Source organism: Bacillus sp. PK3-067 (assembly GCF_056738645.1).
This window is the reverse complement of the sequence record NZ_CP096490.1, coordinates 538,650-555,175: the sequence shown is the minus strand read 5'-3', so window position 1 is coordinate 555,175 and position 16,526 is coordinate 538,650. Positions and strand designations below refer to the sequence as shown.

Here is a 16,526-nt window from a genome sequence, read left to right as displayed (position 1 = left end):
TACTATTCGCCTCTCTCTTTCGGTAGTGCAATAATAAATAACGCACCACCTAAATCCCCTTTTTCAATTGCAATACTTCCATTTAAATCTTCTACTAACTCTTTCACTTTTGCTAATCCATATCCTCGCTCTCCTCCTTCTTTCGTCGAAAAGCCTTTATAGAATATGCTAGTAATTATTTCATCATGAATCCCTTGCCCTGAATCTTCCACTTCAATTAATATTTCTTCTCCAATATCAGTTACAAACATCCTTACTTTCTTATCATTCTCTTCATTTTTTTCAATTGCTTCAAATGCATTCGTAATTAAATTTCCTAAAATAGAAACGACATAATTACTCTCAATATGTGGACTTAATTTTTCTAAACCACTTTCTCTATCTAGCATAAAATCAATCTTCAACTCTCGTGCTCTATTATAAAATCCAATTAAAATTCCACCTAGCCATGGATTTTGAATCCGCTTCATAATAAATTGAACAAAATCTTGATATACCGCTGTTTCCTTATGAATAAGCTCTAAAGCATCTTCGTATGATTCTAATTGGATAAGACCTGAAAGCGTATACAATAAATTGTTATATTCGTGCGCTTGCGCTCGTAATGCCTCTGTATATTGCTTCGTCTGAGATAATTCTGCTGTTAACTGATCCATTTCAGATTTCAAACGTAAGCTCGATACAACGCCAGTTACTTTATTCTTTACTTTAATAGGTAGACGGTTCGCAATAACAGCCTGTCCTTTTATATTTAATTGGCGATCAAACTGTTCTTCACCAGTTTGAAGTACATCTAGTATCGTTGAATTAGGAATTACATTTAAAATAAATTCCCCAATAATATTTTGTTGTTTATCTAGCGAAAGAATATCATAAGCTGCTTGATTGACTAAACTAATCATGCCATTTTTATCGATTACAATAATCCCTTCACGTACAGATTGAATCACTGTACTATGCTCTTCATATAAAGATGAAATTTCTTCTGGTTCCATCCCGAACATCATTCTTTTTATACTTGCCGCTAAATATATAGAGCCGATTACTCCAATTAATAGCCCTATTATTGTAATCCAAAATACACGCTTTCCATACACTTCTACCGCTCCATGAATATCAGCCATTGAAAATCCAACAGACACCACGCCAATGATTTCATTTTCCTGATTACGGATTGGAACTTTTCCGCGTAATGAAGGGCCTAATGATCCAGTTGCTTTCGAAACATATGATTTTCCTTCTAATAAAACGCCTTTATTATCTCCGCCAACCATTTTTTCTCCTATTTTATCTCGCTCAGGATGCGCATAACGAATCCCCTCTTTGTTTCCAACTACAATGAAGTCAGCCTCTGTATCCATTCGAATTTTTTCTGCGATTGGCTGAATAATAGAAGCTGGATTTTCTTTTTGAAAAGCTTCCTGAATTTCTGGTATCGCGGCAACTGTTTTCGCAACATGCAAAGCCCGTTTCCCAATTTGCTCTTCTACCGTTTCAGATAATATGTAATAAAATAAATAACTCGTTAGCAGAAGTACCACTAAAATAAGTGTACTAATAGTTAATGTAATTCTCGGTTGGAGTTTTAATTTTTTTAATTTCAAAACCATTCCCCTAACATGATTAAAGATAGAATTTAAAGAATATACAGTCTCTTTAATTATACTTAATCATAACACGGTTACTCTATATTTCTTTCTTTTTCTCTTCATAAAAAAAGAAACGAAGTAAAATTATTACCTCGTTTCTTAATATTTGTTATTACACTTTAAACTTACTAATCATCTCTTGTAATTCTTCTGCCATTTGTGATAAATGGACTGCTGCTGCATTTATTTCATCTACTGAAGCTAATTGTTCTTCTGAAGAACCAGCAATATTTTGAACGCTTGCTGCATTTTCTTCAATTGTGGCTGCAATTTCATTAATAGATGCACTTACTTGTTTTGCATCTACCGTCATTTGTTTTGCTACATCTACCATGCTATCAATTTGTACAACTGTATCATTTGTAGACTTCAATATTTCGGCAAAGCTTTGCTTCGTTTCATTTGCAACTACAAGTCCTGATTGTACTTCTGCTCCAACTTGATTCATAGAGCTTACTGTTTCTTTTATATCAAATTGAATCTCTTTCACTAGTTTCCCAATTTCCGTAGAAGACTGTCCTGATTGTTCTGCTAGCTTTCGCACTTCATCTGCTACAATTGCAAATCCTCTTCCTTGCTCTCCAGCTCTCGCAGCCTCAATTGCCGCATTTAACGCTAATAAATTTGTCTGTTCTGCAATATGTTGAATCACTTCAAGGATTGCTCCAATTTGTTTCGACTTATCGTCTAACAAACCAATGATTTTGTCTGACTGTGAAACAGACTCATGAATTAATTGCATTTGATTCACAGTTTGTTCAACTAACTTCCCACCATTTTCAGCTTTTTTCTTCGTATACATAGAGGCTGTAGATACTAATGAAGAACTATCTGCAACACGCTGAATTCCTTCTGTAACTTCTTCTAACAATGTTGCTCCTTCTTCAACTTCTTTCGTTTGTATTTCTGCACCACTTGATACTTGCTCTATCGCCTGTGTAATTTGTTCCGTCGCTTCGCTTGTCTGCTTCATACTAGCTGTTAATTCTTCTGAAGATGCCGCTACATGACTTGCTGAAGTGTTTATATTGGAAATGACACTTTGTAACGATGCAGCCATCTCGTTAAAACTTTCTCCTAGCTGTCCAATTTCATCTTTAGAATGAACTGTAATTGATTCTGTTAAATCACCTTCACTAATCTTCTTCGATGATATGACAAGTTGTTTTAACGGTTTAATAATAGACGCAATTATGAAGTAAATTACAATCCCACCGATTATTAGTGAAATTCCAAGAACAGTTACTGTTTTATAGAAAATAGGTTCAGCCGCTTCGATAATTTCTTTGGAAGGCATAATTCCTGCTATTTTCCACCCAGTTTTCTTATTCGTTTTAAAAGTGATATTGCGATCTTCACCATCTAATGAATAATGAAAATCCCCAGCTTCCTGTTTATACAATTCTTTACTAAGTTTCTCTTCTAATTTCTCTCCTGGCTTCATTTTCGGGTGCGCTACTACATTTTTATCTTGATCAAATATCGCTACATATCCTTCCTTACCAATATTAACCATCTTGGAAGTAGTAACAATATTATTAATGATTAAGTCAATCCCAAGAACTCCACTTTTATCCTCGTTTTGTTTTGCTAGTGTAATAACAATATTCCCTGTCGTTTTTGACTTATATGGAGCAGTTACAATTACCTCTCCACTTTTCTTCACGGCCTCTTTATACCAATCTCTTTCTGTAGGATTATATCCATCTGGCATCTGAATAGCTGGTGATTGAATGAACTGTCCATTACTAGATCCTGTATAGATTGCTTCCATTTCTGGATGCAGTTTATTGTATTCTTCTAGTTTATTTTGTATGTTTTGAATTTGATCTGCTTGGTAACTTGATTGTGTGAATAATTTCGTAAAATAAGTTGCATCTACTTTTTTACTATCCAATTCTTTATTAATTACATTATCCAAAATTTTTATATTATCTTTCGCCGAGTTTAAAATCGTTTCATTAAAATTCGTCTTCGCCTGTTGATAAGACGTCCAACCAATTACAATACTTGGAAGAATTAAAATAATAATAAATGATACAAGTAACTTTGTTTTTAAACTACTACTCCTTAATTTCCCTTGAAACATACTTCTACCCCTCCATACCGTTTTAAATGTAATTAATTAACATTTAATCTTTCTATAAAAATAATACGATTTAAATGTATCAATGAGACTCTCTATCTTTTTATACATCTAAAGAATTGATACATATCTTTTTCATTCTATATAAATTAAATAATTAAAACAATGTATAAAAATGTATATTATTCGAAATATTATAATTCATAGGAGAACCTCTAGTATTTCACTTACTAGAGGTTCTTTCCACCTTATTATTCTTTATCTTTTTCTACTTCTTTTTTCTTATCTTCTACTACAGATACAACAGGTTTATCACTTGATAATTGTTGCACTGCTCCTTTTCCTGCAAATCCTTCTAATAGCTCTTTTAAGTCAATTCCAGAAGAAGCCTTTAACGTTTCTTGCATCGTTGCCATTAAATCAGTCGCATAGCCCGCAACTTTTCCGGCCCCGCTATTTTTACCACCGCCGCCTGTATCGACAACTGTGATTTTATCAATATTACTAAGCGGACTTGCAACTTCCTTCGCATAACTTGGAAGCATTTTAAGAACCATATCCATAATTGCCGCTTGACCATATAATTCAAATGCTTCAGCAATTTTTTGTTTCGCTTCTGCTTCTGCTAAACCTTTTAATCTAATAACATCTGCTTCTGCTGTACCTTGCGCTTTTTGTACTTCCGCTTTCGCTTGACCTTGCGCTTTTTCGATTTCCGCCTTCGCTAAACCTTCCACACGTACTTCTTCCGCACGAGCTCTCGCTTCAGCTTCAATCTTATATTGATCCGCATCTGCCTTTTTAATTTGTTTTACTTTTTCTGCTTCTGCTGATTGCTCAACAGCATAACGATCTGCATCTGCTTTTTTCTTAACTTCTGCATCGTATTGCTTTTCACGACGCGCAATCTCTTTTTCTTCTAACTCGATTTGCTTTTCACGCTCAATGATTTTAACGCGCATTTGCTCTTCTGTAACACCTTGTTGTGCTTTCGCTTGTTGTAATTCGTAAGAAAGATCCGCATCTGCACGTGCTTGCTCTTGTTCTCTCTTATAGGACTGTACTTTTAATTCTTTATGTTTTTCAGCTTCAGCGATTTGTGCATCACGTTGATATTCTGCTTCTTTTGCCTCTTTTTCAGCACGTGCTTTTTCAATACGTGCTTCTTTTTCACGCTCTGCATTTGCAATTGTTGCATCACGCTTAACTGTCGCAATTTGCGGCTGACCAAGCGCATCTAAGTATCCGTTTTTATCCATTATTTCTTTAATTGTGAAAGAAACAATGCGAAGTCCCATCTTCTTTAAATCTGTAGAAGCTACTTCATGTACCTTTTGAGCAAATTGCTCTCTATTACTATACGCATCCTCTACTGTCATAGAAGATAAGATTGCACGTAAGTGACCTTCTAAAACCTCTTTTGCTTCTACTTTTAACTCTTCTGTTTCTTTTCCTAAATATTGCTCAGCTGCAGTAGATACTTCTTCAATTGTAGAACCTACTTTAATAATAGAAACACCATTTACTGTAACTGGAACACCTTGCTTCGTATACGTATCACGTGTACCAACTTCTAATTTGTAGTTTAATAGGCTTAAAGGCTCTGCTCTTTGCATAATTGGAACTACGAAAGTACCGCCCCCGCGGATAATCTTAATCTTCTTTCCATCATCAGTGGTAACAACATTCTTTCCTCCACCAAGCCAGTTCCCTGTAACAATTAACGCTTCATCTGGACCAACCGTACGATACTTCGTAATGAATACTAAAATGAGTAGAATTAAAATTGCCAGTAAAACTCCACCGATAATTAATGGAATCGTCATGTAAATTCCCCCTTATAATTTTGGTTTTTTTAAAGAATAAGCGATGTTTTGTACAAGTAAAACACCATCTTGGACTCCCTCGATAATAACCTCTGTTCCTTGCGAAATATCTTTTTTTCCAACAGTTTTAGCTGGGATTGCATTACTTCCAAATTGGGATAAAATTAATACTTCACCAAATCCTTCTGTAGGAATTGTCGTAATGACTTCTCCTTTGCAACCGATAAATTCATCCATACGTTGCATCGTATTTTGTTCTGCTTCTGCAATCGGTTTTAAAATTAGTATTTTCATGATGAAAACACCGATAAAAGATATAGCAAATGCAGCCCCGAAAATAGTAATACTATTAAAGGAAAATAAGTACTCTCCTATATAACTAAGCCCACATAACATGGCGAAGAAACTAAGTAATAAAGTAACAACGGATACAGATCCGCCCCCAAAACTAAATATCGATTCAAATATATCTCCAAAGAAGATATAAATAACAGTGAGTATAGTAGCAATAATAAATCCATATAAATAAATTGTTTCAAGTGGATAACCAAACAAGACCATTTCTTATCCCCCTTTCTTAAACAATCCCTTTTTTGTTATGTGTATGCCCCACCTCTTTCAAAGATTATAGTTCTTAATTTTCAGTTATTTACTCTTTAAAGAAAAGCCTGTAAAACAGGCCCCTAAAAAAGAACAGGAGAAACCTATTGTGACAGGCTCCTCCTAGAAAATAACCGATATATTATATATCTATATAATATACTATTTTCCACAAAAAGTAAAGTTAAACATACATTGGAAAATCACTTATTTTACTGACAATTCGTATGTTCCATCGCCATTATCATATTTATATACATACAAGTAATACTTACCTGGTTTTGCATTAAATTTTGCTTCTATATGATTCCCATTAGCTTGACCGTAAGCTGCATAATTTTGCATATCTGATTCATGGTGAAGTACCCATGTCATCCCAATTCCATACTCATTTAAAACAGAAATGTCGATATCTTTCGCTGATGCTACATTAAATGTATAAACATCAGTGTGGTCCCCGCCAATAAGACTACCTTTTATCGTACTATTTAGCCCGATACGATTTGCTTCCTCTGGACGATTATTTGGTTCTGATTCTGTTAAACTTCCATCTTTAATCGTAACAGTTGTTTCGCTTCTGCTCTCTTTTCCCTTATCATCTTTTACTCTTAAAGATACTTTATAAGAACCTTCTCTTTCATATACATGTACTGGATTCACTTCTGCACTTGTGCTTCCATCTCCAAATTCCCATAAATAAGAAACAATTTTTCCATCTTCATCGTTTGAGCCATCACTTTTAAATTGAATTCCTTCTTTTACAAGACCGCTATAAGGGCCATTTATATTAACCGTTGGAGCTTTATTTTCTCCATCATCTTTTGCGATTCCATGGAAGACTACATCATATTCAAATTCATTTGAGCTATTCACACGATAATTGACGAAGTATGCTGTAACAGTTTTGTAGCCACTCCATTCTTTTTGCGCCAATTGTTCTAAAGATTCATTTACTCTTTTACTCATTGCTTTCCAATCTTCTGATTCACCTTTTGTGACACTACCTGTATACGTACCTTCTAATGTAAATGTATTAAAGAATTGAGAATTATGTTTTGTCATTTTTGTATCATTCATAGGCAACGTATCACTAATTTCTTTTTTCACTTCAGTTAACGATTTCGGTGCATGTTCAGCTAAATAATCATCTGCTACTTCCGGTACATTATATTTATCTTGATTATCAATTAACTGCTGCATATACTCTTGATACTCTTTATTTAACTTAGGATCTTTACTTAGATTTTCACGATATGCATCATAATTTTTCACGTCATTCGCACGAATCAAATCTTGAATTTTATCAAATGTTTCAAACTGATGCGTATATAAGTAAGACTGCAATGCGAACGAGTAATTATAGAAATCCCAAGAACCGTATTTAGCAAATAGTGTACGCTCTGCTGTATAACGGCTTGCAGGATCAGATGATAATCCGCTAATTATACTCTTTCTTGGTACAACGTTATTCGTACGAGTAGATCCTGCGAAAAACTCTGCATTTCCTTCTTGGAACCAAGTTAGCCTTTCATTTTGATACATATCTCCTCTTCCAAATAAACCAGGAACTTCATATCTCCCTTGCAGATAATGAGTAAATTCATGACGGAATAACTCTTCTAAACTATAAATACTTTGCTCTGGTGTACGCTCATATGTAAAGAATGTACCTGTCTCTTCAATATAAATTCCACCGTTGTTTGTTTCATATCCATACAATTGTCTATTTAACTGATATTCATCTGGACTATTATAAATTACGATCGTTAATACATCATCCGCATTTCCTGGCTCTAACGCTTTGTCATTTCCAATTACACGGTGATACTGTGCCTTTACTTCCTTAGCAGCCCAATATAGTCTCTTAATTTTTTCTTCTGATACTTTATCTCCTGTTTTGAACACAATTGATCCATCGTCGAATGTATATGTTTTTGGTAAGTATTGCTCTTTTCCTTCTTTACGTATTTTCTCTAAATCTACTGTATTCCCGCTATAATCTTTACCATTATAATTTGTTGTAATTTGTTCTACCGCAACAAAATACGGTTCACTTAAGCGCGGGTACATATGCATTGCTTGTGTAACAACCTCTAATCCTTTATTTGGATTGCTATGAAACTTCCCTAAACGGCTAGCAAAATAAATTCCATTATTAACGAGCCATTTATTTTCTGACGTTACTTCATTTAGAAGAGCAATACGATTTATTTCATTAATAAACCCATCTACTTTTCCATACCACATCGTTTCATTCGCTTCTTTACGAGCCTCAGTTAAGTACGACTGTATATCATAGTCAATACCTTGCATAATATCGTATATTGCTTGTCCCTTCATTCGATCATTTACATAAGTAGTATAATTATCATTGTATTGCTTTAAAATATTCGATGCGTATTGAACCGTTTCAACATCGCTTGAAGCATTACTAATTAATTTACCGTATGCAGATACGACTGTATCTTGTTCAACTGTACCAAGCTTAAAGTTTGGATTTTTTGCGATTGCTTTTAAAGCAGGTAAACATTTATCCTGGAAGCTTCTTTCATTTAAGTCGCTTAATTCACTATTATAAAATGCAAGATAAAAAGCTGAACGCAGCACTTCAGTAAACGTTTGAATTCCTTTTGAATCATCTTTCGTAAATGTACTACCTCTATGAGCTAATTCATCTATAATGACTTGCATTTTTCCTTTATCTTTATAAAAAGCCTTTGCATCTTCATTAAACTGGAATAAGTCTGTAATTTGGTGCCATTTAATACTGCCTAACGTTTCAACTAATTCTTGGTCATTCATTTTGTTTAAATCAGCCATTGAATAGCTTTCTTTAACCTGCTTTACTGCAGTTTTCTTCGTAATAGATGCTGGTCGCTGTGAAAAATCTCCTACTTTTAAACGTTCTTGAAATGATAAAGTTTCATCAACTTTTGAAATATGTCCAACTTCATCTACCGACTTTTCAATTCCAACCGGTTTCGTTTTTAACACGTTATACGGTACTTTTTCTTCCGCTGCTGCATGAGTTTGAAGTGCGCCTAACGATAAAGCCATTGTACTAATGCTAAGCATCACTTTATTGATCTTTGATTTCTTGTTCATATCCTGACCCCCTATTTTAATATTCCATTCAAGAATTTAACATAAAATCTGGATGTAACAATATAAAATGCAATATTTCATATTATTTCTTCCTATAATTTGTACATATCGTGAACGCATTGCTCTTTACCTCCCTAAAACAAATTGCATCCTTTCACATTATAAAAGGGAATTTTTTGACAATTAAAAACTTAATTGTTATGATTATTATAATTGTTAACTTTATTAAATAAGGGTGGGATTCTATGATAAAAAAAGAAAACAGTGTATTTTATATCTCCTTCTTGCTAACAACATTATTCATTATATGGGGAATTACCCCAGCAAGTTGGATACAAGGCTACGATTTACAAAGTGTTACATCTTCTTTAAACTCATTTATCCTCAATAAATTTGGATGGTTTTACTCTCTACTTATGACTACAATGATTATTTTGGCTGCTTATTTAGCATTTTCCAAGTACGGTTCTATTCGTCTCGGTAAAGATGGAGAAAAGCCAAAATATAATTATCCATCTTGGCTATCCATGTTGTTTGGGGCAGGAATGGGAATTGGACTCCTCTTTTATGGAATCGCTGAACCGATTTCACATTTTACAGATCCGTTAACAGGAAAAGCAGGTACAGAAGAAAGCGCCAAACTCGCTATGCAATATTCATTTTTCCACTGGGGACTCTTTCCGTGGTCACTATACGCAATGGTCGCTTTAACAATTGCATATTTCACATTCCGCAAACAAAAAGGTAGCACTATCGGGGCTACAGTTACTCCATTATTTAATCGATCGAAAAATTCTCGTATCGGAAAAACAGTTGATATTTTAGCTGTTTTAGCCACAGTGTTTGGCATTGTACCATCTGTTGGGATTGGTGCTCAACAAATTGCTGGAGGATTAAGCTATTTATTCCCTTCCATTCATAACACTTTACTTACCCAGCTCGTACTTATAGCTACCTTCGCTGTTTTATATTTAACAAGTGCACAAACTGGCTTAGATCGTGGGATTAAATATTTGAGTAACTTGAATTTCTCTCTTGCAGGTATTTTACTCATCTCTTTCTTATTTTTAGGACCAACTGTATTTATTATGAAATATTTCACATCTACACTCGGTTCTTATATTGGAGCTTTACCTAGTATGGGATTAAATTTAGGAGCATTTAATGAAAAATCTTCTGCTTGGATTGAAAACTGGACTATTTTCTATTGGGGATGGTGGATCTCTTGGTCTCCATTCGTCGGTACATTCATCGCTCGTATTTCTAAAGGACGCACAATAAAAGAATTTATTTTTGGAGTTGTATTAGTCCCAACCCTTATCTGTACATTTTGGTTTGCAGTATTTGGTGGTACCGCAATTCATATGGAAATGTTCCAATCGCTTGGAATAGCTGATGAAATTGCAAAAAATGGTACAGAGATTGGATTATTTGCTGTTATTTCACATCTATCATTCTCTACATTTTTAACGATTATCGGGTTAATTTTAGTAGCCACATTTTTCGTTACTTCTGCCGATTCAGCAACATTTGTTGTTTCAATGCAAACGAGTAACGGAAGCTTATCACCGAAAAATAGTTTAAAACTTATATGGGGGTTAACAATCGCGATAATTGCCGCTATTTTATTACAAGCTGGAGGATTAAATGCACTACAAATCGCAGCTATCATCGCAGCACTACCATTTTCTATCGTAGTCGTTCTTATGGTCATTTCGCTCTTTAAGGAGCTGCGAAAAGAAGATGTTAATTTGCAAACAAAAGAAGTATCTCAAAAAATAAAAAAGGTTATGTAACGATTAGCACCTCAAATTACTTCTGAATCCGTAACAACTGAGGGAAAAGTAGATTAATAAAACCCATTCGTATGAAATATAATTTTCATACGAATGGGTTTTCACTCTATTATATAGTGTTGTAAACATGCCTTCTCCTCAAATCCTACTTTCTTGTACAATTTCATCGCACGATCATTATTCGTATTCAAACATAATTCTATCTCCTTCATTCCTTGGAAGGAAATAATATACTGAATTGCCTTTTGTAATAACCGCTCTCCGACACCTTTTCTTCTACTATTTTCAGCGGTTGCAATAAATTCGATATTCGCTTCTTGAAACTCTGGATTTACTTCCACATATACATAACCTTCTAACTTATCATTCTTCATACTTACAAATAATTTATTCGTATTACTTAAACGTTCAATAATTTCGTTTCCGTCATAATACGTATTAGAAAACACATGATTGTGTAAAGCGATAAACTGCTCAAACACTTGTGGTAAAGCCTCTTCTACATTACATATAATACGGTGCTCCACAATATTATTTAAAACGAGAATACTATGTCGACCTTGTTCTTTTGCATGTAAATTCCTCATTAAACGGGCACAATTATTATTTTCCACATGATAAAAACCATAAAATCTCTCAATATGAAAAGGCACCTTTTCTATAAGTTCCTTCCACATATGTAAAGCAACTTCTTCCCAATTCTCTGCGATAATAAACGGCCCCCATATCTCTGCACATTTCTTTACTTCATCCACATCAAATCCTAATAAACCTATTAAATTATTATTCTCATAAGTAGCAACAAAAGATTGTTCCCAGCCTATATCTGAAAAATCATGAATAATTGTCTGTAACAACTCCTCTTTCTCATCTCCACAATAGCCAACATGATGAGTAGCATCTTTATTCATATTCGCAATAAATGCTGCCACCTCTTCAATTTTCAAAATAGAACTGACATACATAACCTCTCCTCCTTCACTAATATATTCACACCTTTTCCATTTATATCCTTCTAAAAAAGACATCACCATAAGCATATTTCAAAATGAAATCGCCATGATAATGTCTTCTCAAAAACTCATATAATCATCTTACGTTATAATAAGATAAAACGTTTTTTATTTCTTAAATAATCTCTTTCTAAATACAAACATACTCAGTGCTGAAAGAACTAACGCTATGCCTGAAAGTAATGTTGATGTATTCTCTTGTCCACCTGTTGCTCCTAATGATTTCTTACTTTCTTCTTGCTTATTAACAGCTGGTTTATTTTCTTTCACAACTTGATTATTCACGTTTTGTTCTTGGACTACTGCTGATTGATTTACCGTGTCTTTTGAACCTTCAATTTCTTTTCCTGTTTCTTTTACCTCCGCTTTCGATCCTTCAACTCCTGTTGTTGGCTCGTCCACTTCCTCTTTCGCTTCTTCAACTTCTTTCGTTGGCTCTTTTACTTCCTCTTTTACTTCTTTTACCGGTTCTTTCACTTCTTCTTTTGTTTCTTCAACTTCTTTTACCGGTTCTTTTACTTCTTCTTTTTCCACTATATTCTGTATAACTGTTCCGTTAAACCTGATGCTAATTTCATCAGAATCTAAATCAAATTTATACACCTTTTCACCTAGGGTATTCCATTTTATTACTCCGTTATTAAACGTCCCTCCCTCACTTGCCAATTGAATATTTTCAATACTTTCTCCTTCTAAATCATATACAGGAACTTGAATTTCTTCGTTTATTTTTGCATCATTTAAAATGATATTTTGTCTTCCAACATCAATTGTAAACCACTGACCTAATTGTATTAACGGCCTTACATCACGAATCTCATTCCCAGCTAGATTTAAGCTAAATAAGTTTAGCATGGAACCAATAACCGTTACATCTTTAATATGATTGTCCGCAAGATTTAACCACTGTAAATTTTCCAATGAAGATAGTGGTGTTATATCTTCAATTTGATTATGAGATATATTCACATTATTCAATTGTTTCAAGTTTGAGATGAACTCAATATTTTTCAGGCCTACTCCTTCTAAAGTAAGTTTTTCTAAATTCGTCATGTATTCTAAACCTGTTATATCTTTTATCTCATTTCCTTTTTCTTTAAGTATCTCTAATTTTTTAATCTGTAATAAATCTTCTTTTGTGATAGGAGCGTTTACATTCTCTCTACCTAAATTCTCTTTATTAATATGTTGTTGTAAAGTTTTATCGAGAATTACATTTTCCTTTTGTTCATTATTCTCTTTTATTGTTTCCTTGATTTCGTCTAATCTTTCAACAACATTTTGAATTACTGTTCCATTAAACTTAATACGATTCTCTTCTGGATTTATATCCAACATAAATTCATATGTTTTTTCACCGGTAGTCCCCCATTTAACAGAACCATTATTAACGATCCCCTCTTCACTCTTCAATTGAATAGTATCAAGTGCCTCTCCTTGTAAATTATAAATAGGTATTTTAACTTCCTTATCTTTTTCTACATCATCTAAAAAAATTTTTTGTCTTTGAATATCGATATACATTCTTTTTCCTAATTCTTGAACTGGTCTAACATCACGAATTTCATTTGAACCTAGTTTTAAATCATATAAACCTGTTAATTGACTAAGTGGCGTTATATCTGAAATATAGTTTTCTTCTAGATTTAATTTCTGTAACCCTGACAATTTTGATAATGGCGTAAGATCTACTAATTCATTTTTGGAAAGCCCTAATTCAATTAATTTATTCATCCCATTAATATGTTCAACATTACTCAATCCATTATTGCTTATTTCAAATGTCTTTAAATTCTTTAATTGGTGAACTCCTTCAAGACCTGCATTACTAATTTGATTATTTGCTACCGTCAAAGTCCTTAAAGATTTCACTGTAAATAATGGTTTAATATCTTTTATATAATTACTATTTAAATCTAGCATTTTAATCTTCTTCATTTGGCTTAATGGGCTTAAATCTGAGATTTTATTGTTTCTCAAAGTTAAAAACTCAATATGCTCTAACGTAGCCAAAGGTCCAATATCTTCAAGTTCACCATAGGTTATACTTAATGATTTCAATTGTCTCAAGTCCGAGATAAATTTTATATTTTTTAACTTAACTTCTTCCAACGTTAAGTTTTCTAAGTTCGTCATATATTCTAGACCACTTACGTCTTTTATTCCTTTACTTTTAGCTTCAACGACTATTAAGGATTTAACTTTTAATAAATCTTCCTTAGTTATTGGATCATCTAGATTCTCTCTATTCAAGTTATATTTATTAATATGCCTTTGTAATTGCTTATCTACTATTACATTTGCATCTTGTTGATCCACTTTATCCTCTTTATTTTCCTTTTGTGCTTCTGGAACATCTTTATCTAAATTCAATGTATTTACTTCAAACTGTACTTGGTACTTATTGTCATAGGCCATTGTTGGAATATAAATATGCATTCGCATATTATACCTTTTTCCTAATTCCCCTACTTCAAACTGAATCACTTTCGTTCCATTTTTCTTTTTGTCTTCTGATATTACTTTCACATCATGAAACACACCTGGAGTGTGAATATCCTCTGTCTTCAAGTATTGAAAGAAATCACTATCACTTAACGTTGCTGTTACAATTTTCTTTCCATTCTCAATTGTTAATTTCGGATCCTTTATATAAACAGCTGCCATAGACTCTTCATTCGTTTTATCTTTATACGCTTTAATAACAGCGTCATATGTACCATCTTCTAAACCTTGTCCAGTTTTATTCGCCTCAATTGCTACTGCCGCTAAAGCAGGTGTTGAATACACAGCAAACGGAAGTGATAACGCCGCCGCTATAATCATTGCATTTATACGTTTTCTTTTATTTTGTTTCAACTTTACATCTCCTCCGAAATATATAATTCAAAATGTAATCATTTCTCGAATAAATGATAATGATTTTCATTATCATTGTCAACTTAAAAAATAAAAAGTTTACAAAAAAAGAACCTCTTTAAAAGAGGTTATGCCATTTTCTCACCTGATTCTTCTCTAAAAAAGCTTTTCATCGCATGAAATACGTCTGCTTTTTGCTTTAAAATATAGTATCTAAAGTTTTCATCTTTAATATTTTTATAGGCTGACATGAGTGTACTGTGGCGGTTGTACTGATTCACTTCCCCATACCCAAACATATTACACTTCTTCATTAGCTCTTCAACAAGTTTTACACATCTAGCATTATCTGATGTTAAATTATCACCATCTGAAAAATGGAATGGATAAATATTATAGCGGTCAGGTGAATATTTATTATCGATAAGTTCTAATGCTTTTTTATATACGGAAGAACATATTGTTCCGCCACTTTCTCCTTTTGAGAAAAATTCTTCTTCTGTAACGACTTTCGCTTCTGTATGATGAGCAATAAATTCAATATCAACTGTTTCATACTTTGTGCGTAAAAATCTTGTCATCCAGAAAAAGAAGCTACGTGCCATATATTTCTCCCATATTCCCATCGATCCACTCGTATCCATCATCGCTAATACAACAGCTTTTGAATCTGGCTTTAATACTTCATTCCAAGTGCGGAACTTTAAGTCTTCTTGATGAATTGGATGAAAAGATGCTTTACCACCCATCGCATTTCGTTTATATGCGGATATCATTGTTCGTTTCTTATCGATATTTCCCCATAATCCTGTTTTTCTAATGTCATTAAATTCAACATGTTCAATCCGGTTTTCATCCATTTCTTTTCTCTTTAAATTAGGCAGTTCTAACTCTCTGAAAAACGCTTGCTCTAATTCTAAAATAGAGACTTCAGCTTCATAGTAATCTTCCCCAGCTGCATCTCCTGCTCCTTGCCCTTTTCCTGGCCCTTTTTGTTTTTGACCACCTGATCCATCTCTCGCAACGACATCACCAACTTTGCTGTCACCGTTTCCTTGCCCAACATGTTTATTTTTATCATAATTGTATCTAATCTTATATTCATCTAGAGAACGAATTGGTATTTTTACAACATCCTTGCCATTAGACATAACTATACTTTCTTCTGTTACAAGATCGGGTAAATTATTCTTAATTGCCTCTTGTACTTTTTCTTGATGGCGCTGTTGGTCGTCATATCCTTTGCGATGGAGGGACCAGTTTTCCTGTGAAATCGTATAATTTGGTTGATTTTCTTCGCCCATTCCTTTCCCTCCTTACTGTAATTGTCTTCCTGTATGAACAGCAATCTATAAATTTTGTTCTGTAATGTGCAAGCTAGAATGTTTGAAAGGTAACTGCCCACAGAAAATCATCCCATAAACATTTATAACGTTTTTCATACAATACCCCGAGCATCCTAAACAAAATTTTGCCACTCACATAATAGAAAGAAATATTCAGCCACTGATAAGAAAGAAACACAATGCATTGTTGCACACATTTTTACTTTGCAACATATTGTATTGTGTTGGCTTTTTTCGTATGAATGG

The 16,526-nt window shown here is 33.6% G+C and carries 9 protein-coding genes and 1 pseudogene; 1 reads left to right on the top strand and 9 read right to left on the bottom strand.

The genetic code is table 11. The annotated features are described in order from the left end of the window. Nucleotides 1–2: 2 nt before the first annotated feature. The 6 genes and pseudogenes from M1D73_RS02900 to colA all read right to left on the bottom strand — a co-directional run bounded on the left by M1D73_RS02900 (nt 3) and on the right by colA (nt 9,266). On the bottom strand, nt 3–1,610 hold the full coding sequence (locus M1D73_RS02900) for an ATP-binding protein (protein ID WP_002025277.1): 1,608 nt from the start codon (nt 1,608–1,610) through the stop codon (nt 3–5). 151 nt (nt 1,611–1,761) lie between these two features. Then, on the bottom strand, nt 1,762–2,622 hold the full coding sequence (locus M1D73_RS02895; RefSeq protein WP_370622813.1) for a methyl-accepting chemotaxis protein: 861 nt from the start codon (nt 2,620–2,622) through the stop codon (nt 1,762–1,764). Between the two features lie 129 nt (nt 2,623–2,751). Further along, a pseudogene (locus M1D73_RS02890) lies at nt 2,752–3,738 on the bottom strand (cache domain-containing protein); the annotation flags it as partial. Between the two features lie 248 nt (nt 3,739–3,986). Further along, on the bottom strand, nt 3,987–5,561 hold the full coding sequence (locus M1D73_RS02885) for a flotillin family protein (RefSeq protein ID WP_000155021.1): 1,575 nt from the start codon (nt 5,559–5,561) through the stop codon (nt 3,987–3,989). 12 nt (nt 5,562–5,573) lie between these two features. After that, nucleotides 5,574–6,122, bottom strand: a complete 549-nt coding sequence (locus M1D73_RS02880) for an NfeD family protein (RefSeq protein ID WP_000242444.1) — start codon at nt 6,120–6,122, stop codon at nt 5,574–5,576. Between the two features lie 246 nt (nt 6,123–6,368). Next, entirely contained in the window at nt 6,369–9,266 is a 2,898-nt protein-coding gene (gene colA, locus M1D73_RS02875; RefSeq protein ID WP_001036408.1) for a collagenase ColA, read from the bottom strand. 245 nt (nt 9,267–9,511) lie between these two features. On the opposite strand from colA, the gene opuD reads away from it, so the two are divergent. Then, nucleotides 9,512–11,062: a glycine betaine transporter OpuD gene (opuD, locus tag M1D73_RS02870; protein ID WP_086401951.1), complete on the top strand. Its 1,551-nt coding sequence runs from the start codon at nt 9,512–9,514 to the stop codon at nt 11,060–11,062. Between the two features lie 101 nt (nt 11,063–11,163). Here opuD and M1D73_RS02865 read toward each other — a convergent pair whose 3' ends face one another. The 3 genes from M1D73_RS02865 to yhbH all read right to left on the bottom strand — a co-directional run bounded on the left by M1D73_RS02865 (nt 11,164) and on the right by yhbH (nt 16,238). Continuing rightward, complete coding sequence (locus tag M1D73_RS02865) at nt 11,164–12,027, bottom strand: GNAT family N-acetyltransferase (protein WP_000289531.1); 864 nt, start codon at nt 12,025–12,027, stop codon at nt 11,164–11,166. Between the two features lie 156 nt (nt 12,028–12,183). Next, nucleotides 12,184–14,934, bottom strand: coding sequence for a leucine-rich repeat domain-containing protein (locus M1D73_RS02860; RefSeq protein ID WP_098213010.1), 2,751 nt, complete (start codon nt 14,932–14,934; stop codon nt 12,184–12,186). Nucleotides 14,935–15,062: 128 nt separating this feature from the next. After that, entirely contained in the window at nt 15,063–16,238 is a 1,176-nt protein-coding gene (yhbH, locus tag M1D73_RS02855; protein WP_000503517.1) for a sporulation protein YhbH, read from the bottom strand. Between the last annotated feature and the right edge of the window lie 288 nt (nt 16,239–16,526).

Excerpts from the sequence above, each read along its gene's own strand:
- M1D73_RS02900 (WP_002025277.1), bottom strand. The coding sequence starts at position 1,610 with ATGGTTTTGAAATTAAAAAAATTAAAACTCCAACCGAGAATTACATTA.
- M1D73_RS02895 (WP_370622813.1), bottom strand. The coding sequence starts at position 2,622 with ATGAAGCAGACAAGCGAAGCGACGGAACAAATTACACAGGCGATAGAG.
- M1D73_RS02885 (WP_000155021.1), bottom strand. The coding sequence starts at position 5,561 with ATGACGATTCCATTAATTATCGGTGGAGTTTTACTGGCAATTTTAATT.
- M1D73_RS02880 (WP_000242444.1), bottom strand. The coding sequence starts at position 6,122 with ATGGTCTTGTTTGGTTATCCACTTGAAACAATTTATTTATATGGATTT.
- colA (WP_001036408.1), bottom strand. The coding sequence starts at position 9,266 with ATGAACAAGAAATCAAAGATCAATAAAGTGATGCTTAGCATTAGTACA.
- opuD (WP_086401951.1), top strand. The coding sequence starts at position 9,512 with ATGATAAAAAAAGAAAACAGTGTATTTTATATCTCCTTCTTGCTAACA.
- M1D73_RS02865 (WP_000289531.1), bottom strand. The coding sequence starts at position 12,027 with ATGTATGTCAGTTCTATTTTGAAAATTGAAGAGGTGGCAGCATTTATT.
- yhbH (WP_000503517.1), bottom strand. The coding sequence starts at position 16,238 with ATGGGCGAAGAAAATCAACCAAATTATACGATTTCACAGGAAAACTGG.